The 25,847-nt window shown below is 63.8% G+C and carries 22 protein-coding genes and 2 pseudogenes; 12 read left to right on the top strand and 12 right to left on the bottom strand.

Annotated features, from left to right (window positions below; translation table 11 throughout):
• Window positions 1–51: 51 nt before the first annotated feature.
• The 7 genes from C560_RS0101785 to C560_RS22850 all read right to left on the bottom strand — a co-directional run bounded on the left by C560_RS0101785 (window position 52) and on the right by C560_RS22850 (window position 8,801).
• Complete coding sequence (locus C560_RS0101785; RefSeq protein ID WP_231494230.1) at window positions 52–1,179, bottom strand: substrate-binding domain-containing protein; 1,128 nt, start codon at window positions 1,177–1,179, stop codon at window positions 52–54.
• A 136-nt stretch (window positions 1,180–1,315) separates the two neighbouring features.
• Window positions 1,316–1,807, bottom strand: coding sequence for a hypothetical protein (locus C560_RS0101780; RefSeq protein ID WP_231494228.1), 492 nt, complete (start codon window positions 1,805–1,807; stop codon window positions 1,316–1,318).
• Between the two features lie 130 nt (window positions 1,808–1,937).
• Window positions 1,938–2,981 carry a LacI family DNA-binding transcriptional regulator gene (locus tag C560_RS0101775; protein WP_026536905.1) on the bottom strand — a complete coding sequence of 348 codons (1,044 nt, stop codon included), beginning with the start codon at window positions 2,979–2,981 and terminating at the stop codon, window positions 1,938–1,940.
• Between the two features lie 477 nt (window positions 2,982–3,458).
• A complete protein-coding gene (locus tag C560_RS0101770) occupies window positions 3,459–4,568 on the bottom strand; it encodes a hypothetical protein (RefSeq protein WP_026536904.1) in 1,110 nt (369 codons plus the stop codon).
• Window positions 4,569–4,865: 297 nt separating this feature from the next.
• Window positions 4,866–6,311: a PucR family transcriptional regulator gene (locus C560_RS0101765; RefSeq protein ID WP_026536903.1), complete on the bottom strand. Its 1,446-nt coding sequence runs from the start codon at window positions 6,309–6,311 to the stop codon at window positions 4,866–4,868.
• Window positions 6,312–6,744: 433 nt separating this feature from the next.
• Entirely contained in the window at window positions 6,745–8,514 is a 1,770-nt protein-coding gene (locus tag C560_RS21010; RefSeq protein WP_051532947.1) for an FAD-dependent oxidoreductase, read from the bottom strand.
• 23 nt (window positions 8,515–8,537) lie between these two features.
• The gene (locus C560_RS22850) at window positions 8,538–8,801 is read right to left on the bottom strand and encodes a UBP-type zinc finger domain-containing protein (protein ID WP_081801585.1); all 264 of its coding nucleotides are present in this window, start codon (window positions 8,799–8,801) and stop codon (window positions 8,538–8,540) included.
• 473 nt (window positions 8,802–9,274) lie between these two features.
• On the opposite strand from C560_RS22850, the gene dnaK reads away from it, so the two are divergent.
• From dnaK to trxA, 6 genes are read left to right on the top strand one after another with little or no spacing between them, the layout of a single operon-like run.
• Window positions 9,275–11,173 carry a molecular chaperone DnaK gene (gene dnaK / locus C560_RS0101755; RefSeq protein WP_026536902.1) on the top strand — a complete coding sequence of 633 codons (1,899 nt, stop codon included), beginning with the start codon at window positions 9,275–9,277 and terminating at the stop codon, window positions 11,171–11,173.
• A gap of 8 nt (window positions 11,174–11,181) precedes the next feature.
• Window positions 11,182–11,724 carry a nucleotide exchange factor GrpE gene (locus C560_RS0101750; RefSeq protein WP_026536901.1) on the top strand — a complete coding sequence of 181 codons (543 nt, stop codon included), beginning with the start codon at window positions 11,182–11,184 and terminating at the stop codon, window positions 11,722–11,724.
• Window positions 11,717–12,658 (top strand): DnaJ C-terminal domain-containing protein, encoded by a 942-nt coding sequence (locus tag C560_RS0101745; RefSeq protein ID WP_026536900.1) that lies wholly within the window; start codon window positions 11,717–11,719, stop codon window positions 12,656–12,658. The genes C560_RS0101750 and C560_RS0101745 overlap by 8 nt, the downstream gene beginning before the upstream one ends.
• Window positions 12,655–12,969 (top strand): chaperone modulator CbpM, encoded by a 315-nt coding sequence (locus C560_RS0101740; RefSeq protein ID WP_026536899.1) that lies wholly within the window; start codon window positions 12,655–12,657, stop codon window positions 12,967–12,969. Before C560_RS0101745 ends, C560_RS0101740 begins: the two co-directional genes overlap by 4 nt.
• Entirely contained in the window at window positions 12,966–15,599 is a 2,634-nt protein-coding gene (clpB, locus tag C560_RS0101735; protein WP_026536898.1) for an ATP-dependent chaperone ClpB, read from the top strand. The genes C560_RS0101740 and clpB overlap by 4 nt, the downstream gene beginning before the upstream one ends.
• On the top strand, window positions 15,596–16,024 hold the full coding sequence (trxA, locus tag C560_RS0101730) for a thioredoxin (RefSeq protein ID WP_026536897.1): 429 nt from the start codon (window positions 15,596–15,598) through the stop codon (window positions 16,022–16,024). Before clpB ends, trxA begins: the two co-directional genes overlap by 4 nt.
• Window positions 16,025–16,137: 113 nt before the next feature.
• On the opposite strand, the gene C560_RS0101725 is transcribed toward trxA, so the two are convergent.
• Window positions 16,138–17,100: a LysR family transcriptional regulator gene (locus C560_RS0101725; protein WP_026536896.1), complete on the bottom strand. Its 963-nt coding sequence runs from the start codon at window positions 17,098–17,100 to the stop codon at window positions 16,138–16,140.
• Between the two features lie 217 nt (window positions 17,101–17,317).
• Between C560_RS0101725 and C560_RS0101720 the strand changes: the two genes are divergently transcribed.
• The 6 genes from C560_RS0101720 (at window position 17,318) to C560_RS0101705 (ending at window position 22,438) form a co-directional block, all read left to right on the top strand.
• The gene (locus tag C560_RS0101720; RefSeq protein WP_026536895.1) at window positions 17,318–17,725 is read left to right on the top strand and encodes a hypothetical protein; all 408 of its coding nucleotides are present in this window, start codon (window positions 17,318–17,320) and stop codon (window positions 17,723–17,725) included.
• Between the two features lie 18 nt (window positions 17,726–17,743).
• Window positions 17,744–18,604: an alpha/beta fold hydrolase gene (locus C560_RS0101715; RefSeq protein WP_026536894.1), complete on the top strand. Its 861-nt coding sequence runs from the start codon at window positions 17,744–17,746 to the stop codon at window positions 18,602–18,604.
• Window positions 18,605–18,792: 188 nt separating this feature from the next.
• Window positions 18,793–20,274 (top strand): NAD-dependent succinate-semialdehyde dehydrogenase, encoded by a 1,482-nt coding sequence (locus C560_RS0101710; protein ID WP_026536893.1) that lies wholly within the window; start codon window positions 18,793–18,795, stop codon window positions 20,272–20,274.
• A gap of 375 nt (window positions 20,275–20,649) precedes the next feature.
• Window positions 20,650–20,796 carry a hypothetical protein gene (locus tag C560_RS23230; protein WP_155855706.1) on the top strand — a complete coding sequence of 49 codons (147 nt, stop codon included), beginning with the start codon at window positions 20,650–20,652 and terminating at the stop codon, window positions 20,794–20,796.
• Window positions 20,793–21,377, top strand: a complete 585-nt coding sequence (locus C560_RS23225) for a hypothetical protein (RefSeq protein ID WP_155855705.1) — start codon at window positions 20,793–20,795, stop codon at window positions 21,375–21,377. Before C560_RS23230 ends, C560_RS23225 begins: the two co-directional genes overlap by 4 nt.
• Before the next feature lie 2 nt (window positions 21,378–21,379).
• A complete protein-coding gene (locus C560_RS0101705; protein WP_442853139.1) occupies window positions 21,380–22,438 on the top strand; it encodes an FUSC family protein in 1,059 nt (352 codons plus the stop codon).
• Window positions 22,439–22,613: 175 nt separating this feature from the next.
• On the opposite strand, the gene C560_RS0101695 is transcribed toward C560_RS0101705, so the two are convergent.
• The 4 genes and pseudogenes from C560_RS0101695 to C560_RS24040 all read right to left on the bottom strand — a co-directional run.
• Window positions 22,614–23,516, bottom strand: coding sequence for an amidohydrolase family protein (locus C560_RS0101695; protein WP_026536891.1), 903 nt, complete (start codon window positions 23,514–23,516; stop codon window positions 22,614–22,616).
• A gap of 261 nt (window positions 23,517–23,777) precedes the next feature.
• Window positions 23,778–24,965, bottom strand: coding sequence for a low temperature requirement protein A (locus tag C560_RS21005; protein ID WP_051532945.1), 1,188 nt, complete (start codon window positions 24,963–24,965; stop codon window positions 23,778–23,780).
• A gap of 172 nt (window positions 24,966–25,137) precedes the next feature.
• A pseudogene (locus tag C560_RS23540) lies at window positions 25,138–25,299 on the bottom strand (IS256 family transposase); the annotation flags it as partial.
• A gap of 58 nt (window positions 25,300–25,357) precedes the next feature.
• Window positions 25,358–25,492: pseudogene (locus C560_RS24040) on the bottom strand (IS256 family transposase); the annotation flags it as partial.
• Between the last annotated feature and the right edge of the window lie 355 nt (window positions 25,493–25,847).

Here is a 25,847-nt window from a genome sequence, read left to right as displayed (position 1 = left end):
GAATTCCTTTTTCGGTGCACTGGGGCGGGCCCTGCGGCCCGCCCCAGGCCGCTATTTCTTGAAGGAGTCCTGGATATCCTTGGGGGCATCTTCGTGGTAGACCTGCTTCCACGATTCGAGGACGTTGTTGTGGTCAACGGGCACGGCACTCAGCGCGACGTACGGCGGCGGAGTCTTTCCGAGCAGGGCCAGGGCGCCGAGCCGCGCTTCCGTGACACCCTGATCAAAAGGCACCTGGGCACCAAGACCGACTACCAGCTCATTCTTGGCCAGTGCAATTGCAACGTTCTTACCGAGGTCCTCGGTGGCGATCTTCAGATCGCTTCGGCCCGCGGCCCTGGCTGCGGCCATGACACCTTCTGCAGGAACGTCCCAGACGGCCCAGATCCCGGAGAGGTCGGCGTACTTGCTTAGCATGGCGTTCGCTGCGCCCTGTGCGTCACCGGCGAAATCAGGACCTGCGATGCCCTTCTCCTCGACGATCTTGATGTCCGGGTAATCTTTGATGATGGTTTCCTTGAACCCCTGGTAGCGCTGCTTGGTAACAAAGAAGTCGGCCTCATGGAAAATCATGCCGATCTTCCCTTTGCCGCCCAGCGCCTTCGCCATCTGATGGGCCGATACCACGCCGTTGCCATAGTTGTCGGCAGATACGACAGAGACATAGTCCTTACCGGCGGTAAGCCCCTGGGGGACGTTGTCCATGAAGACCAGCTTCGCTCCGTCCGCGGCTGCCTTCTTGAAGGCGGACGCAGTGGCGACCGGGTCGGTAGGGATTGAAACGACAATGTTGGGCTTCTGGGTCATGACCGTTTCCAGGTCTGAAACCTGCTTGTCCGGCTTGAAGTTGGCATCCGTGGTGGCAATGAGGGTGATCCCGAGACGCGAGAATTCGCTCTTTAGGCCCGCGATCTGTGCGTTTGCCCAGTCGTTGCCTCCGTAATGCATGACGATGGCTGCCTTGGCGCCCAGGGCCTTGACCTTGGTGACGTCGTCATCGCTGAGCTCAGCCACGGAGACGGGGGAAGGCTCTTCGCCGTTCGGACCCTTGCTCAAGACTTGGCCCTTGATTTTGGCTAAGGCTTCGTCGGCTTTGGCCGATACGCCCGCATCCTGTGCTGTGGTGGTGCTCTCCGCTGGGGTGCAGCCGGAGGTGGCGAGAGCAATAGCCGCTGCCACAGCGAATAGGGTCGTCCTGCGGATCATGGTGTTCTCCAGTCCTGATTTGTGGTGTGAGTGATGAGCCCAAAAGGGTGTTCTTGAGCGCCGCAGGGCCCGTGGGCCCCACGATGAGGTGGGTAGTGGTGAGGTCTCCCTAGGCGAGGGCCGTCGCCAATGGAGCGGGAACCGGTGACAGGACGAGCCCGCCTGCGGCCGAGGCTGTACGGATTGCGTCAGCCTTGTCGGAAGCGGTCAAGAACTCCTCCGCGTGTGGTTTGTCGAGGAAGAGACCCAGCGAACAGAGTCCGTGCTGGGCGTGGACCCATCTCACGACATCGCCGGCCACTGTGCCCATGTCCCCGTGCAACTTGACGGCGGCGCCGTCCACGGTTGTCACGGAGGTGATCGCGGCCGTGTGGTCAACGGCGACGACCAGGCTTGCCCAGAGGACACAGCCGTTGAAGACACCGACCACGGCCGACGAACTTGGGGGGACGAAGTCTTGGACAGCGCGTGCGACGTCATCGTTCGAGCATGCGGCCTTTGCTAGGAGCTGTCCGACGTGCTCCCATTGGGCCTCGTCAATGTCATGAACCGCCACGTCGGGGTGAAGCATAAACGAGTTGGCGCGGGGTTCGCTGTGCACCTGTTCCTCTTTCCTCGCCGTTGAGATTCATCTCCGTGACCGGTCACGGAACTCTTCAATCGTGACCGATCACGGAAATTGTGTCAAGTCTCACCCAGGAATACTTTGGGCGTTCGACGCGGGACGGGCGCTAGAGGTGGCGGTTTCGGGCCGGGGCCGCGCTCATGCGAACCACCAGTGTCGGCTCGCTGGGCGCGCGGTCTACTTCGCGACCCTCAATCGCGCCCAGCAGCACCTCTATGCTGGCGTGGGCCAACGCGGCAAAGTCCTGCCGCACCGTGGTCAGGGGAGGAAGGAAGAAGTCTGAGCCTTCGACATCATCGAATCCCACAATGCTGACATCGTCTGGGACGCGGATGCCGGACTCGGCCAAGGCGCGGATGAGACCTAAGGCAGTGTGGTCGCTGGCTGCAAAGATCGCCTGCGGGACCTTTTTCTCCTTGATCAGCCGGAGGCCCGTCTCGTAGGCCCACCCCGGGCTCCAATCGCCCTCCATGCACAGGCCTGGCTCGAGACCGCCGTCTCGGAGTGCGGCCTCCCAGCCGCGCTTCCGCACCCGCCCGTCAAACCAGTCCATGGACCCGGCGAAGTGCGCGATGTCGGTGTGGCCAAGATCCATGAGGTGCTGGGTGGCCATGCGCGCCCCCAATTCCTGGTTCTCCGAGTATGTGAAGACGTTTGGAGTCGATGACGCGCCAGCGGCGATCATCTCGACCGGAACTTGGATCGCAGCGTCCCTAACGGCCGCTGCCATGGCCAGGAGCGGTGCGATGACGATGATGCCGTCCACCTCAATCTCGTCCAAGGTGTCCAGTGCCTTTGGGATGGAATCCTCGTACGGCTCCTCGACTGTGACGACGGTAGTGAAGTAACCCTTCTGCCGGGCAACTTTCTCGAGGGCCATGAGCGTTCCGACCGGGCCGAAGCGCGGGGACCCGTCGGTCAGGATACCGATGGCTGTCGTGCGGCTCGTGGAGAGGGCGGTGGCCGCCCTGCTGCGGCGGTACCCCATGTCCTTGATGATTTGCTGGACCCGCACGCGTGTTGCAGCGCTGACGTCTGGAGCGTTGTTCAACACCCGGGAGACCGTTTGGTAGGAGACTCCCGCCATCTGGGCCACATCACTGATGTTCGGCTTACGGGGTCTGGACGGATAGGGAGAAGCTGCCTTCACGTTGTTACCCCTCGCTGCTCCTGCCACGGACCCCCCTGACTCGCCAATACCAGCCCCCGTCGGAGGCTTCCCAGTGCAGTTAACCTTACGCGGTCCCGCGGTGCCCCCTGGCGTCTTTCGCGTCAGATCGGGCTCAGACCTTGATGCCACGGAATCGGGTGGCGGGCTCTGTCCCTACGGTTTCGCGAGCCTTTTGGTTCCGTTCGATCTACGCGCGAGAGCGGAGGTATTGTCGAGCCCGGAATGATGTCGGGTTTCGTTTTCTGTATCGATATTGGCGGCGCGTTGCGTGAAGGGACATCGTTGCCGAGTTATTCGGCCGACCGGTCACAATTTCACGGACCTCCTGGCATCCCTCCGCATGCAACAACCGGCCAACTACCCGACGTCGAGCTTCAGCCGGACGGGCACCGCCGTGAAGGCGACGGTGGCAGAAACGAAACAAGGATAGGCTGGGCCGCCTCGGGCAATGCCGCATTACTCGTCTTCGTCGACCGACTGGCGACGATGGCGTTCCCGTTGGCCGTACGCCGCCCGAAGAATGTCGTCCTTTGACTCGAATCCGGAGCCCAACGCACCACCGATGAGCGCCGCCGATGTCGTCATCCAGGCGACTTCCACAAAGTCCCAAACATTCACCGGATGTTGCAGGGTCTGCTCCAATAAGGAACCGTCGATAGTGAACGCCGCGGCCAGCAGCACGGCCACGAACAGCAAGATGTAGCTGATCACGACGCCGATCATCAACGACCACACTGTAGACGTGTTATACAAGGAAGCCTTGTATCGTTCGAGGCGATCGTCGCGCCGGGGGCTTTCCCACAGATCGTGTTGGGTGATGATCCAGAACACCATCGAACTGATCGAAAGAACCGTCAGCAACGTCAGTCTCGGCGCCCCCAGCAGGTCTGCGAGTTGCCAGATTGTGTTCGTGACAAGCGCGAAGGCTCCTGTGGCGATCGCGGCGGCCATTGCGCTTCTCAATCCGAGGGCCAGCCGCCACGGACGGTTCGCCCGCAGCATGCCCGCCAGCAACCGTCCGCGGCCGAGGCGGGTTGCTGAGACGTAGCGGAACCCAATCGGCCCGTCGACAAGAACAGCAGTCTCGATGTGCCGCGATTGGTGCAGGGAGGGCGGACCGAATTCCCCGGCGTCATCCTCGGGATCGAAGTGGCGGTGCATCGCCCAGCCGAGGTCGGCGACGGCAGTGCGGACCCGGCGGTCGATGTTGACGGCACCGAGCGCGGGCAAGGAAACCAGGGCGATCGGCTCCCCGAGCGCTACTTCCGCGACCACAGTCCGGCCCTCGAACCGAATCGGAAGATCGGTCAGGCAGACCATGACATCCCATGCGCGGCGGATCCGGTGCTTCGCCATGGAGTCCAGCATCGGCGCCAACCCATTGCCAGCCGTAAAATCCTGGTACTCGATCACCACGGACCAGTCGTGGCGCTCATCGGCAAGGTTGAGCAGATGGACGACTTCGCGGCCGTTGCGCTCGGCAAACTCGGCCGTGACCTCCGGTTCGGCGAGCACGCCCAGGGTACGGGCACTGATGCGGCTTACGTCGCCCGAACTGTCCGGCACGCCCGGCCTCCTATGGTTCAGTGTCTCTGACCAGCGAACTGGATGTCACCGTAGACCTGGTCACAGGTTCCCGATGCCTGACTCCGTCGGGTGTGCTCCGGTCCGCCGCGGTTCGGGGTGCAGCCGGCTTCCCGTGCTCGCTCGGTCGGGGTCTACCGGCCGCGGCCTCAGCTGAGAGTTCCTCTGCCCGCCATGGATGCCGCAGTGCCCCGCCTTGTCCGGGAGATGCCCACATCCCAATCCGGCGGGTCAACCGGCGCCGCGCTGACCGCGGCTATTCGGCCGGTTGAGGCCTGGCTATGGGACGTGAAAAGGGGCGCCGTGCGGACGAAGGCGCCATGCGCGCGTTGCGACGTGCAGGTTTAGTCGGGTCTCGGGATCGGCAAGGTCGAAGCCGGTGATCTGCCGGATGGACTTCAAGCGGTAACGCAGAGTGCTGCGATGGATGGTCAGACTCTGGGCTGTACTGTCATAGTTGCCGCCGTGGTCCAGGTACTGGGCCAGGGTCTGCACCAGGTCAGACCCCCGGCTGTCGTCGGCGCGTTGAAGGGTACCGAGCCACTCGTCGATATAGCCGGCCAGATCCGGTTTGCCCCCAGCTGGGTCCAAGATGCGGTAGATCCCGAGTTGATCAAAGCGGGTGACACCGTAGCGATCGATTGAACCGGCCCTGATGTGCAGCGCGTGCAGGGCTTCCGAGAAGGAGCGCGGAATCTGGGCGACATCCAGGCTTGGACCGCCGATGCCCACGGCCCCTGTGGCACTTCGCAGGGTCTTGGCGACAACGGAAAAGACCTCGGCACCCAACGGATCTCCACGTACCACGGCAACAGCCATGTCCGCGCGCCGAGAAACGAGCGCAGATGAACGGAGTTCCCGGAACGTCCTGCGCAGTGCGACCACGACAGTATCGTCAGTTCGTGGCGGCTGCCACTGCGCCACGATGACGTGCTGCAGGCCACTGATGTCATATCCCAGTGCCTCCGTACGAACGCCTGCGGTTGCGCCATCCGTTCCGGACACGAGTTCGTCCACGAGGTCGCGGCCCAGCCTCAGCTCCAGCAGGGCCAGGCTGCGGCGGTGCGACAACTCGACCTCCAAGAGCCGCGTTGCGTACTTCAAAGCGAAGACGTTGCCGGCTGTGACCGGCCTGTCGGTTGTCAGCATGCAAATGGCCCCCAACACCTCGCCGTGCGACAGGGCAAGGGCAACGAGTCTTCGCGGTTCGCGGACTGGTGAGCCGGAGGCGAGCCAGAGCTGCGCAGTCCGCGACCTGGCCGCCGCGCTAAGCCTGGGGTAGGGGCGTTTGGACCCGATCCCCGCCGCCGCGCTGATATGCCCGAACGCGTCCTCAATACAGATGGGCCGCCCCGTCAGTTGTGAAAGGACCTCCGCCAGGAGTCCCTCCCGGGATTCGCTGTCCCCGAGGTCGGGAGCCGCGCCCTGGTCCAGGGCTTCCCGGATCCTGGCGTGTTCTTCAAGCTCAAGTACCGTCTCCGAGAGGGACAGGAGACGCTGGTCCATGTCGTCACGGCGGAGCAGCTGACCGGTTGCGTCATTCGGGAGTTCCCGGGGGGAGCCCCTGGCGTGAGTCGTTCCCGATGTCTCCGCGGCGCGTTCGGGCACGGGGTTCAACTGGCCATTCACCGCAAGGTAACGGTCCTTGACCTCACAGAACGACATATCCGACACCGCCTGCGCGGCCGTGTTGAGGATTTCCTCTGCCACACGTCGATCGAACATATTGATCATCGTCTCTGTCCACACCAAAGGGGATCTTAGAGGGGATACAAGCCTGGGCAGACCGTAATCCGTTGCCTTCTGTGATCGAGATTCGGCTCAAGCAGCTTGCCCCGATCACGGAGTTTAAAATCGACCATTTTCGGGCCCTACGGTATGCCGCCATGAAAATGAACCTCGACGCAGGCTATCCAACGCCGTAGTTGTCTGGAATCGGCATGCCAACACCACACAAAACTACGCCCGTATGTCGCCATTGTTAAGGCTCCGTATCTCTGGCCGGAGGCACGTGAGACACGCGAGGCAGTTAGTAGTCCCAGACATAGGCTTTCTTGGCCCCCTGCCCGATTTGCGTTCGATCGTGCATCAAAGAGGCACAACTTATTGGCCGCGGCGACTTGACTGAAAATCGCGAAATTGGTGCCGGCGTCGTCCGTCACAGCCTGGGGGATCCTCCGGCTGGACTTTCAGTGTCCCTCACTCCAACGCGCACCGGTCCGTCCCGGAGGAGGCGCAGGTGCTCGTGGATCATTGCCACGGCCGTTGAGCCTTCACCGGCGGCAGCCGTTACGCGCTTCACCGAGCCATGCCGAACATCGCCGGCCGCGAACATTCCGGGGACGCTGGTTTCCAGCGGCAGCCGTCTCCGCCCCAGATGGCTGAATCCGGGAGGAAGGTCCTCAAGATCGGCCCCGGTGAGAACAAAGCCGTGGTCATCCAGGGCGAGAGTACCCTGCAGCCATTCTGTGTGCGGCTTGGCACCGATGAAAATAAAGAGGTATCGGGAGTCGAAGATGCGCTGTTCGCCTGTGGCTCGCAGATCGACGACGATCCGTTCGAGGGCGCCGGAGCCGTCTACGCCCACGATGTTGGCCTCCAAAAGTACCTCTATGCCCGGGTGCTCTCTGATCCGTTCCGCGAGGTACCTCGACATGTCCGCGCCGAGGTCCGCCCCGCGCACCACCAGGCGCACTGGTGCTCCCGTGCCAGCCAGGAAAAGCGCGGCCTGCCCCGCGGAGTTTCCACCGCCGACGACGGTCACAGGCTGCAATCCGCAGAGCCTGGCTTCATGGACAGTGGCGGCGTAGAAGACACTGATTCCTTCGAATTCCTCCAGCCCAGGGACTGGCAGCCGGCGGTAGCGAACCCCGGTTGCCAGCAGCGCGGCCCGTGAGGAGGCAGGGCCGCTCCCGTTGAACTCGGCCCGGAACTCGCCGTCCCTCAACTCGATAGTGCGTGCCGGGCAGGCGACGTTGATCTGGACGCTGAACTTGCGGGCCTGAAGGATCGCTCTTTCAGTCAGTTCCCCGCCGGAGATTCCGGCAGGGAAGCCGAGAAAGTTCTCGATCCGCGGCGACGTGCCGGCTTGTCCGCCTAACCCGAAGCCTTCCTTGAGGACGACCGACAACCCGTCGGACGCTGCGTAGACGGCGGCCGCCAGGCCGGCGGGACCGGCCCCGATGACCATGAGATCGTACGTAGCTGAATGCTCTTTCACTGCCCGCAGGCCCATGGCGAGGGCCAGGTCTGCGTTGGAGGGGTTTCTGAGGACCTGCGACGCGTTGAGCACCACTGCGGGCAGGTCACTTTCGAGGATCCCGGTCCGGTCCAGGATGGCCTGCGCCTGCTCGTCATCCTCCAGATCTACCAGCCGGTGGGGGAGGCGGTTGGCGGCTGAAAAGTCCAGGAGGCGAAGGGTGTCGCGGCTGAAGCGGGATCCAACGATGCGGATGCCCACGCCCGCGCTGATCAGCAGGATCCGGCGCTGAAGATATGCCCGCAGGATGGTCTCGCCCACCGCCGCGTCCGTCAGAACCGCACGGCGCAGATCCTCCCCGCTGATCTGGAGCACTTCACACGCCTCGGCCGACACAGTGCTGACGAAGGCTGGCTGCCCCTCGACCAGCCCCAATTCCCCGAGGAACCGTCCCGGACCGTGAACTTCGAGGATCCGCGTGCCGGGGCCCAGCTCAGCAGGCTGTCTGCTACCGGCGTCATGCAGCCCCTCCACGACCAGTACCGTGCCGTGCAGTATGACAAAGAAGTCACTGTTGAAGTTGCCCTCTTGGATGATGACTTCTCCGGCGGAGATAGCCCGGCTGGTGCCGGCACGGCCCAACAATTCGATCTGGGCTTGGCCGAGCCGTGGATAGGCGCCGGAGACATCCGGGGTTTCGATCAGCGTCGAGTCTGCGAAAGGTTCCATCAGCTGCCTGCGCCCGCCGATACCTAGACGAATGCCTCGTGGGGATAGCACCAGCGCCAGTCCTCGCCGGGCTCCAAGGAACGAACGATGGGATGCAACTCGGTGGCGTGGGCTCGGGCGTGCCGCATGGGTGAGGAATCACAACACCCGACATGGCCGCAGGAGAGACACAAACGCAAATGAACCCACGGAGTGCCCAAAATCAGACACTCCTCGCAGCCCTGCGGCGTGCGTACCCGCACCGGACGAATCTGCGCGAGATGCGGATCAGGAATTCCGGCAATCATGTTGGCTCCTATGGCGGTCCGGCCATGGAGCCGGCCTCGTTGCGACAGGCGACAGTAAGTGTTGCGTCGGCATTGACCGGCGCCATGGGCACCATCATGGGGCGGGGTGATTGGGTGCAAGGGTTAAAGCACAGTACTAGACCCGCCTGATTGGCCTGTCAAGTGCTGCATCCGGAAATCCGCGTCGAGCAGGGAAGCGACGACGGCGGCGGGACCCTCCCGTCGTCGTCGTGCCTTGTGTACCGCAATTGCACCCGTGGACCCTTGTCCTGGCAGGTCAACTCCCTGGCGCATATTTGACCCTCGAGGGTCATGCCGTCGCCCCCTCAAGGGGGAAGACTCAACCCCATAAAGGCCCCATGACAACGCCCATGGGCCTCGTGGCCCCAGCAGCACGGGCGTGCGTCATGAGGTGCAATCTCGGGCGGACGTCGCCACAGGGTCGGTCGCGCCCTCTAGGACCGGAGTGAGTCATGGCCAAAGCAGTAGGAATTGATCTCGGAACAACCAACTCGGTGATCGCCGTCTGGGAAGGCGGGGAAGCCCGCGTCATACCCAACGCGGAAGGAGCCCGGACCACTCCGTCCGTTGTGGCGTACACGGACACCGGGGAACGGCTCGTGGGGCAACTGGCCCGCCGGCAGGCGATTCTCAACCCCAAGGGGACCATTACGTCGGCCAAGCGGTTTATCGGCCGGCACTACGACGAGATCACGGATGAGGCCAAGGCTGTGAGTTTCGACGTCGTAGCGGACGACAACGGCGTGGCGCGTTTTCACGTTCAGGGCAAAAAAGTCGCGCCCGAAGAGGTGAGTGCGCTCGTTCTCCGCAAGCTGGTGGACGACGCCGCGAAGCAACTGGGCGAAAAGGTGACGGAGGCCGTCATAACGGTGCCCGCGTACTTTAACGACGCACAGCGCACCGCGACCAAGGACGCGGGCAAGATTGCCGGGCTGGAAGTCCTGCGCATCATCAACGAACCAACTGCGGCAGCCCTGGCCTACGGCATAGACAAACGCCAGCATGAGACGGTGTTGGTTTTCGACCTTGGCGGCGGAACTTTTGATGTGAGCCTGTTGGACGTGGGGGACGGGGTTGTGGAGGTCCGCTCCACGGCGGGTGACACGCACCTTGGCGGAGACGATTTTGACCGCCGGCTTGTCGATTACTTGGCCGACGACTTCCAGAAGGAGGCCGGCATCGACCTCCGGTCCGACCCCCAGGCGTTGCAACGACTGTTCGAGGCGGCCGAGAAAGCGAAGGTCGAGCTGAGTTCTGTGACCCAGACACAGGTCAACCTTCCTTTTATCACTGCCGACGCCACGGGACCCAAGCATCTGACCACCACCGTTCGGCGCTCCGTTTTTGAAGACATCACCCACGACCTGGTGGAACGCACCATGGATCCGGTCAAGCAGGCGATGACGGACGCCAAGGTCACCGCCAACGACATCGATGAAGTGATTTTGGTCGGCGGTTCCACCCGCATTCCCGCGGTACAGAACGTCGTTCGGCGTCTGACCGGCGGCAAAGATCCCAACATGAGCGTCAATCCGGACGAAGTCGTGGCTATCGGTGCGGCGATCCAGGCCGGTGTACTCAAGGGAGAGGTCTCGGACGTCCTGCTGCTGGACGTTGTGCCGCTTTCCCTGGGGGTGGAAACCCGCGGCGGCGTGATGACAAAGATTATCGAGCGCAATACGACCATCCCCGCACGGCGCAGCGAAGTGTTCTCCACCGCCGACGACAACCAGCCCGCCGTTGACGTGGTGGTCTTGCAGGGGGAGCGGGAACTGGCGGCGGACAATCGGGTGCTGGGTCGGTTCCAGCTGAGCGATATCCGCCCGGCGCCCCGCGGGGAGCCGCAGGTCGAGGTCACGTTCGACGTGGACGCAAACGGCATCCTGAACGTCACCGCCCGCGACAAGGACACGGGTAAGGAACAGGGCATCACCATCAGCGAAGGCTCCAACCTCGACGCCAAGGAAGTCGAGCGCATGATTGCCGAGGCGGAGTCCCACAGAAGCGAGGACGTGCAGAACCGGGAGCGGATTGACGCCCTCAACGAACTCGATGCGGTGGCCTACCGCGTTGAGCGGGCCGTCAATGAGCTAGGCAGCTCAGTCCCGGTGCATGATAAGGCCCGGGCGGAACTGCTGGTTGGCCAGGCGCGCGACGCCGTCAGCAACCAGGCGGACGTCGGCGCCGCGAGGGAACTGATTTCCGAGCTTCAGCAGTTGCAGTCGGCGCTGAGTGCCTCGGCTGCCTCCGCGGCCACCGCAGGGGCGGCCCAGGGATCCGCTTCTGCGCCCGGAGCGTCCCAGGTCGCAGATGAGGATGACATCGTCGATGCAGAATTCGATCGGGGCTAGGAACGGCCATGAGCGACCCGGCACAGCCGGCTGGACAGGCCCATCCGGGAAGTGACGAGGAAGAGGCCGCCCCATCCGATGAAAGGCAAACTGAAGCGGCGGCCCAAGCGGAAGCGCTGGCCAAAATGGAGGATCTGTGGCGCCGTGCGCTGGCTGACGCGGATAACATCCGGAAGCGCGCCGCCCGGGACGGTGCCCAGCTAAGGGCACAGGAACGCGCAGCGGTCTCTTTGGCATGGCTACCCGTCCTGGACAACCTGGAACTGGCCTTGGCTCACGCCCCGTCTGCGGGGGATCCGCTCGCCGACGGCATAGCCGCTATCCGATCCCAGGCCATCGATACCCTGGCCCGCCTTGGCTACCCGCGGATCGACGCCGAAAACGTCCCCTTCGACCCGCGGATTCATGAGGTGGTCAGTGTGTCGGAAACGGACGAGGCTCCGCCCGGGACTGTGCTGACCGTTCTGCGCCCGGGCTACGGCGGAACGGACACCATCCTCAGGCCAGCCGCCGTCGTTGTGAGCAGGGCGGTGAACGCTGACCGTGGCTAAGGACCCATATTCCGTGCTCGGCGTCCCCCGGACGGCGGACGCCGACGAGATCCAGCGTGCCTACCGCAAGCTGGCGCGAAAACATCATCCGGACGTCAGCCGCGATCCGGATGCCGCTGACCGGTTCAAGGAAATCGGCGAGGCCTACAGCACTCTTTCGGATGCCGAAACGAAGGCGCGCTATGACCGCTTCGGCGCCGATTTCCGGCAGTACGCCAGCAGCGGTGCCGGTGCGGCTGGGGGCGCTCCCCGGTGGGGGTCCGGCGGCCCCCGGCCAGGTCCGCGGCCGGGGCGCGGAGTGTACGGCGACGTCGGCGTTAACAGGGGTGGCGACGTCGATTGGGAGGACCTGCTCGGTGGCTGGTTCCGACAGCAGGGAGCAGGCCCGGCCCAGGGGGCGGACCACGAAGCCGAGCTTCGGCTGACCCTCGAAGAGGCGATCCGTGGCGGCCGGCGTACCGTCCGCCTTGCCCAGCCGGGTGGCGAGACCCGGAACTATGACGTCGACGTGCCCGCCGGTGTGCTGGACGGCCAGCGCATCCGCCTCGCGGGGGAGGGCGCCGGGGGCCGCGACGGTGGTCCGTCGGGGGATCTGTTCCTGACCGTACGCATCCAGCCGGACCCCCGATACCGGCTCAAGGGCCGGGACATTCACTTCGACCTTCCCGTCACGCCGTCCGAAGCCGCTCTCGGGGCCAAGATCAAGGTCAACGCGCCGGCGGGCCCGGTCACCATCACCGTGCCCGAGGGGTCTTCCAGCGGACGCAGACTTCGGCTTCGCGGTCAGGGCCTGCCCGACCCGAAGGGCCAAGCGGGGAACCTCTACGCGGAAATTCGGGTCATGGTGCCCCCGCGGCTGAGCAGTCAGGTGCGCAAGCTATACGAGGAGCTTGCCGCTGTGTCCGACTTTCACCCGAGGGAGGGGCTTCTATGAGCCGAGAATATCCGCTCGCCTACCCGTGGCGCCTGAATCTCGAGGCGGTGGCCCGGAGCAGCGGCGTCCACCCCGACGTCGTCATGCGGTTCGTAGCTCTGGATCTGATCCGGCCGCTGGGCGATGCGCCGGGCGGGCCCTGGTTCAGTCCGCGGGCCCCGGAACTCATAGCGCGCGTCATGAGGCTCCATTCGGAGCTGTCGCTGAATTACGCGGCAATCCCGTTGGTACTCGATCTGCTGGTGCGGGTTGACTCGCTTGAACGACGACTGGTTGAAATCACGCAGGTGGAAGGGGCTGCTTCACGATGAACATGGAGAGCTTGACGCAAAAATCGCAGGAGGCGTTGGCAGAGGCTCAACGGATAGCCCAACGCAATGGGCACACTGAAACCGACGGCGAACACCTTCTCCTGGCCCTGCTGGAGCAGGAAGATGGCCTTGTCCCGCGCCTGCTCGTGGGCATGCAGGTGGATGTGGATGAGCTGAGGGGTGCCGTCGAAGCCGAGCTGAGGCGCAAACCAAAAGTCACGGGCCCGGGAGCGGCACCGGGCCAGGTGTATGTGAGCCGCAGGCTGGGCGCACTCTTGGACGCCGCCGAACGTGAAGCCAAGCGGCTCAAGGACGAGTATGTCTCGGTGGAGCACCTGCTGGTGGCCTTGGCAGAGGAAGGACGGTCCACCGCGGCCGGAAGGGTGCTGGCTGATCACCGGGTCACCCGTGAAGCATTCCTGTCGGTCCTGACCCAGGTGCGCGGAAATCAGCGCGTCACCTCGGCAACACCGGAGCAGACTTACGAGGCGCTGGAGAAGTACGGCCGCGACCTGGTGGCGGACGCCCGCACTGGAAAGCTGGATCCGGTCATCGGCCGCGACTCGGAAATCCGGCGGGTTGTCCAGATACTTTCACGCAAGACCAAAAACAATCCGGTGCTGATCGGCGAGCCTGGAGTCGGCAAAACCGCCATCGTCGAGGGACTGGCCCAGCGGATCGTCCGGCAGGATGTGCCCGAAGGGCTGAAGAACAAGACCATCTTCTCGCTCGACATGAGCTCGCTCGTGGCCGGTGCCAAATACCGCGGCGAGTTCGAGGAGCGGCTGAAAGCGGTGCTGGCCGAGGTGCTGGCGGCCGAAGGCAGGATCCTGCTCTTCGTAGACGAGCTGCACACCGTCGTCGGGGCAGGTGCGTCCGAGGGGTCGATGGACGCCGGGAACATGCTGAAGCCAATGCTGGCCCGCGGGGAGCTGCACATGATCGGCGCCACCACCCTCGACGAATACCGCAAACACATTGAGTCGGATGCAGCTTTGGAACGCCGCTTCCAGCCGGTCCTGGTTGAGGAACCCGACGTCGAGGACGCCATTTCCATTCTTCGCGGCCTGCGGGAGCGGCTTGAGGTCTTCCACGGCGTACGGATCCAGGATAGTGCTCTGGTGGCTGCGGCCACCCTTTCCCACCGGTACATCACTGACCGGTTCCTTCCCGACAAGGCCATTGACCTCGTGGATGAGGCGTGCGCCCGGCTGCGGACGGAAATTGATTCGATGCCGGCGGAACTGGATGAGCTCACGCGGAAAGTCACGCGGCTCGAAATCGAGGAGGCGGCACTCTCCAAGGAGACCGATCCGGCCAGCAAGACCCGGCTCGAGGAGCTGAGGCGGGAATTGGCAGACCTGCGCGCCGAGGCCGACGCGAAGAGGGCCCAATGGGAAGCCGAGCGCCAGGCGATCCACAAACTGCAGGAAATCCGCAGTGAACTGGAGCGGGTGCGGCAGGAGGCTGAGGAAGCCGAGCGGAACTACGACCTCAATCGGGCGGCGGAGCTACGCTACGGCAGGCTTGCCGACCTCGAACGGCGGCTGGCCGCCGAGGAAGAACGGCTGACCGCGAAACAGGGTGAAAAACGCCTGCTCCGCGAGGTGGTGACGGACGATGAGATCGCCGACATCGTCGCGGCCTGGACAGGTATACCGGTCGCACGGCTGAAGCAGGGCGAACGTGAGAAAGTCCTGCACCTGGACGAAATCCTGCGCGCCCGCGTCGTGGGGCAGGAAGAAGCGATTAGCGCTGTGTCGGACGCCATCATCCGCGCCCGCTCCGGTATCCGGGATCCGCGCCGGCCCATCGGCTCCTTCATCTTCCTCGGCCCGACCGGCGTAGGGAAGACCGAGCTTGCAAAGGCTCTGGCCGCGGCTCTCTTCGACAGCGAGAACGCAATGATCCGGCTGGACATGAGCGAGTACCAGGAGCGCCACACCGTGAGCCGCCTGCTGGGGGCGCCTCCTGGCTACATCGGTTACGACGAAGGAGGACAGCTCACTGAAGCGGTACGCCGGAAGACGTACTCGGTGGTGCTGTTCGATGAGGTGGAAAAGGCCCATCCGGACATTTTCAACACCTTGCTGCAGGTGCTCGACGACGGACGGATTACGGACTCGCAGGGCCGGACCGTGGATTTCCGCAATACCGTCATCATCATGACCTCCAATATCGGCTCCCAGTATCTGGAGGGTTCGACCGAAGCCGGGGCGATCACCGAGGAGGCGCGAGGCATGGTGATGGGCGAGCTCCGGGCGCATTTCCGCCCCGAGTTCCTCAACCGCGTGGACGATACGGTCCTGTTCGCACCTCTGGGGCTGCCGCAAATCGAGCGCATCGTTGATCTGCAGTTCCAGCAGCTGCGGCAGCGGCTGGCCGAGCAGCAAATAGAGCTGCACCTGACCGAGGAGGCGCGCCTTCTGATAGCCGAACGCGGCTTCGATCCGGTCTACGGAGCCCGCCCCCTGCGCCGCTATATTTCCCATGTGGTGGAAACGCAGGTGGGCCGGGCCCTGCTGCGTGGCAGCATCGCGGAAGGCGGAGTGGTCACGGTGACAGCATCCGGAGGGGAACTAGTGGTTGACTACAGCACGATGGAGCTGGAAGAGGCTGGAACGGCATGAACAAGGCCATCATCAAATGTCCCCATTGCGGCAAATCCAACCGCGTTCCGGCTGTCGCCGACGGCCGGCCGCGCTGCGGGAGTTGCCACCGGGAGCTTCCCTGGGTGGTTGAAGCGGGCGACGACGACTTCGGCGAGATCGCCGAAGGGTCCGGCGTTCCGGCACTCGTGGACTTCTGGGCGGTGTGGTGCGGACCCTGCCGGATGGTGAGCCCCGTGCTGGACCAGTTGGCACACGAACGCGCGGGGCAGATCAAACTTGTGAAGGTCGATGTGGACCACTCGCCGCAGCTCTCCGCCAGATTCGCCATTCAGGCAGTGCCAACGTTGATGGTCATCGTCGACGGCAAGATCGTCGCGAGGCAGGCCGGCGCAGCTCCCGCGCCGGTGCTGAGGTCCTGGTTGGAGGGGGCACTCACGAAGTAGCTCAAGGACAGCGGACGACGGCGGGCGGCCCTCAGCCGATACATTGGCGGTCAACCAGTACCCAGAGACGATATCGGCGGCATTTCCTGGCTGCACTGAGATCGTCAGTGGCGCTAATTGGACTGGAGCGAAGAGGATAGCGAGGCGCCCCGACGGGAGTCGACGAGGTTCGGAACGCCTCCGAAGGAGGCCAGGGTCCGGGCGGTCTCCACGAACTCGCGTGCCAGCTCGTCATTGACGTCAGTGCGCCATGCAATCGACAGCGGAGAGGGCGGGACGTCTCTGACCGGGATGAAAGACAGCCCCGGACGGTCATAGAAACGCTGTGTTGAAGCCTGGGTGAAAGCAATGCCCCGCTCGCCCATGATGGCTTCGAAGCATTCGTCGACGGTGGCTACCTGGGTGCCCAGGCGGACCGGCTGGCCGCCGCGGGCCTGGGTCGCGAGCCAGAAATCCCGCCATTTATCCGGAGCTTTGCGGGCGACGAAGGGCTCATCAACGACCTGTTCCACGGACACCTCGGACAGTCCGGCAAAGCGGGAACTGCTGGCAACGACGAGGACCCGCGGCTCAATGAACAGTGTCTCCATGGCGAGCCAGTCAGCCGCCGGCAGGGGCGGCCGCACAAATGCCACGTCAGCGCTTCCGTCGGCAAGACCCGCGGTGGGGTCGGCGAAATCGAAGGACCGCATCTGGACGTGGATTTCCGGGTGGTTGTTCTTGAACGCGGCGAGGATCCGCGGCGTCAGTTCAGCAGCCGCGTTGGCCTGAAAGCCGACTATCAGGGTGCCCCGCACGCCGCTGGCGACCTCACGGGTCAGCGACACAGCGCGCTCGGCGGCGGACAAAAGGCGCTTAGCTTCACCCAGCAGGACATCCCCTGCGCTGGTCAGGGAGACACTGCGGCTGCTCCGGATCAGCAGGGGAGTGCCCAGAGAGTGTTCAAGCTTCCGTATTTGGACACTGAGGGATGGCTGGGCGATGTGAAGCCGGGCAGCGGCTCGCCCGAAATGCAGCTCTTCCGCAACGGCGACGAAGTACTGCAGGACGCGCAGGTCAAGCTGTGGCTGCTGCATCGTTCAACTCTAAGCTCCGCCACAATCGGGGTCCAATAGTTTCAGGCTATCGGTGGATAGGGGACAGGTATTGGACCGTTCGGGGCAACGGGGGCTGCAATGGAAACAGCGAAGGGTTGCCAACGGAGACAGCCGCAAAGGCACTCCAGAAACCCCGCCTAAGAGGCTCGGGCAGAGAAGCCCGACCCTCCGCGAGACCAATGAGAGGAACAACGAAATGACGGTCGCAACACGTGCCCCTTCTGTAGAATCCTGGGTTCAGAGCTTCACCGAGGCCAACAACCAGGACCCCGAGATTCAGGCCCACGGCAAGTACTTCACCTGCTCCTACCTGCTGGACATGGAGGCGCACACCTTTGTTGTCCGCGTGGTGTCCGGGACCATCGCCCAGATTTCCGTGGACCCGGGACCCATCGAGGTGCCCTACCAGTTCGCCATCCGGGCCAGCGCCCACACCTGGGGTGAATTCGGCAAGCCCGTCCCGGCTCCCATGTACCACGGCATCTGGGCCGCCACTTTCCAGCGCGACATGAAGCTGGAGGGCGATGTCCTGGTCCTGATGCAGAACCTGCGCTGCCTCACCCGCCAGATCGAACTGCTGCGCTCCACCGGCGCACCCGTCTAGACCATAGGAGTTCCTGACATGAGCAAAATTTCCCCCGTCACCGGCCACTACGTCACCGTCGACGTGGACGGCCTCGAATACAAGGTCTTCTACCTTGAAAACGGCCAGGGCCAGCCCCTGGTCTGCCAGCACACCGCCGGAGCCCACAACCACCAGTGGCGCGGCCTGCTGGAGGACCCGGAGATCACCGCCAACTACCGCGTCATCGCCTACGACCTCCCCCGCCACGGCAAATCAGATCCGCCTGAAAACACCCAGTGGTGGACCGAGGAGTACCAGCTCAGCGCGGACCACTTCGCCAACTTCATCGTCGCCCTGGTCGATGCCCTGGAACTGGTTGACCCCATCTTCATGGGATCCTCCTTCGGCGGGAACATAGCGCTGCAGCTCGCCCACCGCTTCCCGGAGAGGTTCGACGCCGTCATCCCCGTAGAGGGGGCGGACTACTCACCGGGGTTCTACCTCGACTGGTGGCAGCACCCCCATGCCAATGCCGCTCAGGTGTGCGGCAGCGGCACCTGGGATCTCATGGCCCCGCAATCGCCGGAGGCCGACCGTTGGAAGACCTGGTTCTACTACACGCAGGGTTCCGAGGCGTTCAAGGGTGATCTGTACTTCTACTCGGTGGACCACGATCTGCGCGGCAAACTGGGCGAAATCCAGACGAACAAATGCGCGGTGGTACTGATGACCGGCGAGTACGACTACCTCACCACGCCCGAAGACGGAGCCCGCACGGCCAGCCAGATCCCGGGCGCCGAGTTCATCGAGATGAAGGCTATCGGGCACTTCCCGATGAGCGAGAACTACCCGGTTTTCAAGGGATACCTCGTCCAGGCTCTGGACTTGATCCGTACCAAGACCAGCGTCCGAGCCTAGCCGGCTCTCACCTAAGGCGTCGGTGCCGACCCCAGCGGGTCGGCACCGGCCCTGCCACCTCAATGGTGAAAGACACACAGAAGACTTAACCCCTCATGCCCTGCCTCTGACAGCCGGACCGCACCAAACTGCTGAACGTCGGGCTGCAAACCGCTACGACTTCCTTCAAACCCCCTGGAGATAGAACGATGTCAATAAAAGTCCAGCGTGAAACTGCGCTGCTGGGCTCCGTCCCGACGGGCCTGCTGATCAACGGCGAGTGGCGTCCGGCCGTGTCCGGGAAGACCTTCGAGGTTGAGGATCCGGCAACGGGCAAGGTGCTCCTGAGCATTGCCGACGCCGGTCCCGAGGACGGCAAGGCGGCGCTCGACGCGGCCGCTGCCGCGCAGGAGTCCTGGGCCAAGGTCCCGGCGCGGGAACGCGGCGAGATCCTGCGCCGCGCCTTCGAGCTCGTGACCGAACGGGCCGAGGACTTCGCGCTCCTGATGACCCTGGAGATGGGCAAGCCGCTGGCCGAGGCCCGCGGCGAGGTCACCTACGGCGCCGAGTTCCTGCGCTGGTTCTCCGAGGAGGCCGTCCGTGCGTTCGGCCGCTACTCGGTCTCCCCGGACGGCAAGTCCCGGCTGCTGGTGACCAAGAAGCCGGTGGGCCCGTGCCTGCTGATCACGCCGTGGAACTTCCCGCTGGCGATGGCGACCCGCAAGATCGCCCCCGCGGTCGCGGCCGGCTGCACGATGGTGCTCAAGTCCGCGAACCTGACCCCGCTGACGTCCCAGCTGTTCGCAGCCGTGATGGTCGAGGCCGGCCTGCCCGCCGGTGTCCTGAACGTCATCCCGACCTCCACGGCAGGCGCCACCACGGGTCCGCTGATCAAGGATCAGCGCCTGCGGAAGCTGTCCTTCACCGGTTCCACCGAGGTCGGCCGCCGGCTGCTCGCGGATGCGTCCGAGACGGTGCTGCGGACCTCGATGGAACTCGGCGGGAACGCCCCGTTCGTCGTGTTCGGGGACGCCGACGTCGATGCCGCCGTCGCCGGGGCGATGCTGGCGAAGCTGCGGAACATGGGCGAGGCCTGCACCGCGGCGAACCGGTTCATCGTGCACGCGTCCGTCGCGGACGAGTTCGCGGAGAAGTTCGCCGCGAAGATGGCCGGGATGACCACCGCCCGCGGCACCGAGCCCGAGTCCAAGGTCGGTCCGCTGATCGACGCCAAGAGCCGGGACAAGGTCCACGAACTCGTCACCGACGCCGTGAACTCCGGCGCTGTCGCGGTCACCGGCGGCTCGGCGGTCGAGGGCCCGGGCTACTTCTACCAGCCCACGATCCTCACCGGCGTGAGCGAGGGCAGCCGGATCCTGTCCGAGGAAATCTTCGGCCCCGTCGCCCCGATCATCACCTTTGACACCGAGGACGAGGCCGTCCGGCTCGCCAACAACACCGAGTACGGGCTGGTGGCCTACGTCTTCACCCGGGACCTGAACCGCGGCATCCGGATGGGCGAACGCCTCGAGACCGGCATGCTGGGCCTGAACGCAGGCGTCGTCTCCAACGCCGCCGCACCGTTCGGCGGGGTCAAGCAGTCCGGCCTGGGCCGTGAGGGCGGCCTGGAGGGCATCGAGGAATACCTCTACACCCAGTACATCGGCATCGCCGACCCCTACGCCGGCTAGCCATCGTGCCACCCCCGCCAGCCGGCGCGGGGCCAAGCCTCCGACAGAGGCGTTTGAGCAAGCTAGCAGGGCCGCTCCCGCACGGGACGGGCTGTACGCTCCTTTGTGCACAGAATGGCCGATTTATCACCCACGTCTGCACGAAATCGACCTCTACCCCGTCGTCCCTCAACGTGGGCAGCCGTAGAATTTTGAATTCAGGCTGGACCCAGCATCTGCTGATTCTCATCGGCCACTTCCGGGCATCCCCGTCCCGGATACGGAGAGCCTTCGAAACCACCCGGAACTGATGGAACCGCACATCGACGCCCTGATCCAACCGAGAGTGCGGCATGTCGACTGGATCCCGACGCACACAGAGAACAGGAACGGCGAATGATCATGATCACCGAGACCGGGCATATTTATCGCGTCACGGGCGACAGTCCACATATCGTCGGCGCCGACCTGAATGCGGCCGTCGGGTTGGCCCAACAACACCGCAGCCGAGTGTCACGACTTACCAACTGTGGACTGGAATGAACGGAATTAAGGCTGGGAGTGTTCCCCGCACCACGTCGGAGAATCTTTTTAGGGGTGGGTTTCCGGTCCCGAACAGCCGAAAAGCGGGAGCCGGCTCACTCGCCAACGAACTTTCGGTCCGTCTCTGGGAGGAACGTCGCCATCTCGAATCCTTACATTCTGTCGTCGAAGCGGAGCAGGGGGAATTACGGGGTAGGGAAATCTATATTGAACTCCAGATCGCTGGTCTCGCACGGTATGTGGTGGCGCAGAGTCTTGCAAAGAAATGGAACGTCGAGGGAGGCTCCACTCTCCAGCAACTGATACGCACCGCCCATGTCGAACCGTGGGCATGTATTTTCCGGCTACATCTTGAAGCTCTTCAGGAGGCCGTTGGGCGTATCGAGCAGCCCCGGGCGGAGACGTGTCTGCGGCGCGACTGGCCGACCCGTCCAGAGAACCTCACCAACAAGGACAACAGCATTGACCTAGTCATGTCCCGCACCGATCCTGCCCGCTTGCCGTTCGGGCGAAGAGTCCAGTGTGGAGGCCATCGCCGCCGTCGTACCATTTATCACCTCAACGAAAAGCGCCAGCCGTGAAGATGCTCCCCGGGATGTTCACCATGGCACCCAGCCAGAATGACCACCACGTGGCGCTCCGTTGCGCCGTCGGCGTCTTCGTTCCCCTGATCACTCTCCTGCTGATGGGCCGCCTGGACGTGGCCGTCTTCGCCTCCTTCGGTGCCTTCACCGGGATCTACGGCCGGAACGAGCCGCAAGCCGGGCGGTTCGTCATCCAGTTGCGGGCCGGCCTACTCATGATGCTCGTGCTGCTCTTGGCCGCCCTGATGGCCCGCGCCCACGAGGATTTCGCGCTTAGCGCCGCGGACACCACGTGGCTCCAGGTCCTGGCCACCACCGTGGTGGCAGGCGTCTGTTCGTTGATCGTCGCGTGGTGGCGCCTCCGCCCGGCAGGCTCGCTCATCCACATCTTTGCCTTCGCGGCCATCGCGTCCATCCCGAACCAGCCGCCGCTGTGGCAAGGCATGCTCGTGGCGGCGCTCACCGTCGCACTCTCGCTGCTGATCGGAATATCCTCCCGCGTAACCCGAAGCCACCGGACGCCGTGGGTCAGGCCGAAGCTCCCGCGGCTGGCGCCGGACGAAAAACGGGCTGCCCGGCTTGAGGCCGTCGGCTACATCGTTGTGGCCGGCGTGGCTGGGACCCTGGGGACCCCGGCCGGTAAATGGCTCGGCTTCGGCCACAATTACTGGGCCATGGTAGCGGCGGTTGTCCCGCTGGCAGGACATTCCACCCGGCACCGGGTCAGCCGGGGGGTGCAGCGCATCATGGGCATGTCCCTGGGACTGGTGCTGCTGGCCGGGATCTTGTGGCTCCGGCCTGCCCCGTGGCAGACCGTGCTGGTGATTGCGGCCTGCCAGTTCGGCGCCGAAATGTTCTTCGTGCGCCAGTACATGCTGGCGCAGGTCTTCGTCACGCCGCTGGCGCTAGCCTCCACGCTGCTGGTGGCGCCCTCCTCGCCCGCATTCCTGCTGCGGGACCGGATCGTGGAGACCGTCATCGGTGCCGCCGTCGGCGTCGCCGGCGTGCTGGCCCCGACAGCGGGGCGCCGCCTGCGTGCCCGGCAGCCTACGTTTTAGTCGAACCGGGCTTGGAACGGCCCCTCCGGTTTGCACCTGCCGGCCCCGTTGTAGCCCAGGGCCCTCTTGTGGTCGGTCGCGTTTGACGCGTTCGGCCGCCATGCGACGAGGGTGCGGATCAGCTGCATCGGTGTTGGGTGGCGGACTTGCCCAAAGCACTTTGTTCAGCGCACTCCTAGAGCATCCGGTCCAGCCTTAGCAGTGTCTGCGGCGTGTGCCAGAGGACATTTTTCATCCATTGGCTTCCGAGTCCCCAGCCTTCGAGTACCTGAATCTGGTGGCTGTAGGAGTAGGGAATCGAAGGAAAATCCGTGCCGAAGACGACTTTGTGTGACAGCCCGGCAAGGGTGTCCTGGTATCCGGACGGGATTGGGGCGACCTGTTCCATATAGGAGGTCCCGACCATGGTGGTGTCGAGGTAGACGTGAGGATTGTTTGCGGCAAGGTCGGCGTACTCCTGGTACTCCGGCAGGCCTGCGTGCGCGATGATGAGCACCAACGAGGGGTACCTTTTGATGAGTTCGCGTATGGGTTCGGGTCCGGTGTATTCCCCGGGGTGCGGACCATTGCCGCAGTGGATGACGACCGGTGTACCGGAGTTCTGGATGAGCTCCCAGGCGGGTGCAAGCTGACGGTCCAAGGGTGAAAATCCTCCCACCTGGATGTGCACCTTGAAGATTCGGGCGCCTTGATTCAAGCTGTCCGCGACGACGGTTTCCACGCCTGGCTCTGGGTAGAAAGTGGCAGAGTGGATGGCGTCAGCATGGCGCGAGGCGAACGCTGCTGAGTAGTCGTTGAGCCACTGCGCCATGCCGGGGCGGTGCGCATAGTTCAGCGTGGAGAATGCCTTCACTCCGATATCCCGCAGCGTTCGCACCCGTTCCTCTTCGGAGTGCCGGTAGGTGATGGGCCACGGGGGAGCGCCGCTGTCCGCGACGCGGTCAAAGAACGCCCACACCTTCTCGAGCACCTGGGAAGGCATGAAATGCACATGCAGATCAATGATTCCTGGCAAACCCAGCGAGTCGAGGTACGGGCGGACCTCCGCGTCTGAACGCGGTACAGGTGCTACAGCCAAGACGAACCTCCTGCGCAGGCGTGACAGAGCCATCGCCCTGCTAACTATATGTAGAGAGCCACCTCTATTTTTGGGCGACATGCTGAGATTCTGCTTATCGGAGTCAGCTGCTCCTGGCCGGCCGGCCCCTATGCGTAACGCTTCATAACCGTAGCCGTTCGGGGTCCTAGGGAAGTTAAAGCTAAGCAGTGGGCGCAGTCGCCTGCTCGTTTGATGGCACGGTAGACGGTGAACGCGCTACCGTGAAGAGTTCGGCAAGTTTCACCGTGGTGTGCGTCCTTGCCCGGTGGACGGAGACCAGATGTGTCGGCGGCGGCGGTTCACGGCGTCGGAAACTGCCACGCCGATGAGGGGAAGAACGGCCCCTATAGCGGCAACGAAGGCCGGAAGGAGAAGGCTCAAGTTTGCCAGGACCGCCAAAGCTCCGATGCCGGCGAGATCAGATGGTTGGCGGTGGCCCAGTACCCGTCGAATAAAAAAGCCCCGGCCGGCAAGGAAAAGAGCCGGCCCACCAAAAAGAAACAGGACCGTGGCCAGATCGGGGCGGGCGGTCGGATCAGTGATCACGAGCTGATCACCAACCGCCACCAGGATCAGGCCCGCCAGTAACACCACCAGGGTGTTGCCCGCCAAAATACCGGGCCGGAACTGATCGTCGACAGAAGCAAGCTTCTCCAGAACCTCCTCCTCGAGGCCGTGGAAGTAGCACCACCAGATCGCGACGCTTCCGGCCAAACTTACGGTCCCGGTCAGAAGTATCAAGGGGTCCTCCAGATTGCCCGCTATCGCCAGGCCGGTTGAAAAGATTGTCTCGCCGAGCGCGATCAGGTAGAACAACCCGAACCGCTCAAAGATCCTCTCTCCCGGGAGCGGGACCCGGCTTCCTTCGGTCTTCCGGCCCGGCAACCGGTGCGCCAGCATGTGGCCGCCCAGATCGATCGCGGCAGCGACACCCCAGAGCATCAACCGGGGCCCCGGACCGACGAAGGCGCCGGCAATCCAAAACGGCGCGCTCATACACCCCCAGATCAGCGTGCGCACGAAATGGTTGTGGGTGGTCCGGTCAAGTCCGACAGTGAGGATCCACGCACCTCGGCCCAGTTGGACCAGGAGATAGGTCGCAGCAAAGAGCCAGCCGAAGGCGCCAAACGCCGAGCCGATTGAGGCGTTCATGAACAGTGTGACAAGCATGACGATCAGCAGCATCCACTGCACCTCAAGCCGCGAAGTGTCCAGCAACGTCGCCGTCCAGGTGGTGTACACCCACACCTTATAGACCGCAAGAAGAAGCACAAATGTCTCTCCGGCTCCCACCCACGAGGGATTCTCCAGCAAATAATGGGACAGCTGCGATAGCGCGAAGACAAAGACCAGATCGAAGAATAGCTCAAGGCGCGTAACCCGGTCTCCAGAGGTCGCGGAACGCATCAGCGACCTGGCACGGAACATCACTATCCTCCACTGGACTAGGAGCGGACGGACGCCCCTTCCTGTTGTCGAAAAGACTGTCGACGGTCAGCAGAGAAGTCAAGGGGGAACTCGCCGGAGAGGTGGAGTCGGACCTCTGAACGCTCGGGAGTGTCCGTTTAACGGTGGATTCACCGTTGGCATTTAGTTGATTTTTTCCTTCGAAGGTGATGGCGAAGGCGTTCAGGGCCGGCTTCCACTGTGAGGCCCATTGTGCCCTGCCTTGGCCGGTCGGGTCCGGTGCACGGGTCGCCAGGTCGAGGCATTTGAGGGCTGCCTGCTCGGTGGGGAAATGGCCCCTGGCCCTGACCGCGCGCACGGGAGTTCCCGCTCCCGCGACCGGACACCTCGTGTTTGCCGTAGTCGAGGTGCTCGTCCATCTCCGCTTCCGGGGCGGTCTCCAGGACGTTTTTCGTGAGCCGGTTCAACAGCCCGCCCGGGCCGACGAGCTCGATTCCCTGCTCCCTGGCCTGTGCCAGGAGCTGCTGCGCCAACTCTTGCTGATCCATTTCAGTCGCCATGGGTTCCATGGTTTCGCTCATGATCAGTCCTCCCCGCCAGGCATCCCCCGGAGTGTCAGGCCAACCCCGAATCCACAGTTATTCAGACACTCCCTCCTCGCCCAGGTCGTCGTGCTGGATGCTACGAAAGGCGCGATGGAGGAAGAATGTGGACAAAAGTAGGTGTTGACGATGTCAACACTTTTGGCTGCGGATTGGGTGGTAGAGCCTGCGGATTGCCTCCGTTTCCGTATGTTTTCGCGGGTTCCCAGTGTTTGTAAGGGCTGGAATGCAGTTCGAGTCCCACCTCGGGCACGTGTTTTCCCTGTTCAGGGGCTTGTGAGCCTCTGAATGTTTACAAATC

It is taken from the genome of Arthrobacter sp. 9MFCol3.1 (assembly GCF_000620385.1).
In the GTDB taxonomy this organism is placed as follows: domain Bacteria; phylum Actinomycetota; class Actinomycetes; order Actinomycetales; family Micrococcaceae; genus Arthrobacter.
This window is presented reverse-complemented; position numbering and strand designations above follow the sequence as displayed.

Coding starts and splice junctions, on each gene's coding strand:
- C560_RS0101765 (WP_026536903.1), bottom strand. CDS start 6,311: ATGTTCGATCGACGTGTGGCAGAGGAAATCCTCAACACGGCCGCGCAG.
- C560_RS21010 (WP_051532947.1), bottom strand. CDS start 8,514: ATGGAACCTTTCGCAGACTCGACGCTGATCGAAACCCCGGATGTCTCC.
- C560_RS22850 (WP_081801585.1), bottom strand. CDS start 8,801: ATGATTGCCGGAATTCCTGATCCGCATCTCGCGCAGATTCGTCCGGTG.
- dnaK (WP_026536902.1), top strand. CDS start 9,275: ATGGCCAAAGCAGTAGGAATTGATCTCGGAACAACCAACTCGGTGATC.
- C560_RS0101750 (WP_026536901.1), top strand. CDS start 11,182: ATGAGCGACCCGGCACAGCCGGCTGGACAGGCCCATCCGGGAAGTGAC.
- C560_RS0101740 (WP_026536899.1), top strand. CDS start 12,655: ATGAGCCGAGAATATCCGCTCGCCTACCCGTGGCGCCTGAATCTCGAG.
- clpB (WP_026536898.1), top strand. CDS start 12,966: ATGAACATGGAGAGCTTGACGCAAAAATCGCAGGAGGCGTTGGCAGAG.
- trxA (WP_026536897.1), top strand. CDS start 15,596: ATGAACAAGGCCATCATCAAATGTCCCCATTGCGGCAAATCCAACCGC.
- C560_RS0101725 (WP_026536896.1), bottom strand. CDS start 17,100: ATGCAGCAGCCACAGCTTGACCTGCGCGTCCTGCAGTACTTCGTCGCC.
- C560_RS0101720 (WP_026536895.1), top strand. CDS start 17,318: ATGACGGTCGCAACACGTGCCCCTTCTGTAGAATCCTGGGTTCAGAGC.
- C560_RS0101715 (WP_026536894.1), top strand. CDS start 17,744: ATGAGCAAAATTTCCCCCGTCACCGGCCACTACGTCACCGTCGACGTG.
- C560_RS0101710 (WP_026536893.1), top strand. CDS start 18,793: ATGTCAATAAAAGTCCAGCGTGAAACTGCGCTGCTGGGCTCCGTCCCG.
- C560_RS23230 (WP_155855706.1), top strand. CDS start 20,650: ATGATCATGATCACCGAGACCGGGCATATTTATCGCGTCACGGGCGAC.
- C560_RS23225 (WP_155855705.1), top strand. CDS start 20,793: ATGAACGGAATTAAGGCTGGGAGTGTTCCCCGCACCACGTCGGAGAAT.
- C560_RS0101705 (WP_442853139.1), top strand. CDS start 21,380: ATGCTCCCCGGGATGTTCACCATGGCACCCAGCCAGAATGACCACCAC.
- C560_RS21005 (WP_051532945.1), bottom strand. CDS start 24,965: ATGTTCCGTGCCAGGTCGCTGATGCGTTCCGCGACCTCTGGAGACCGG.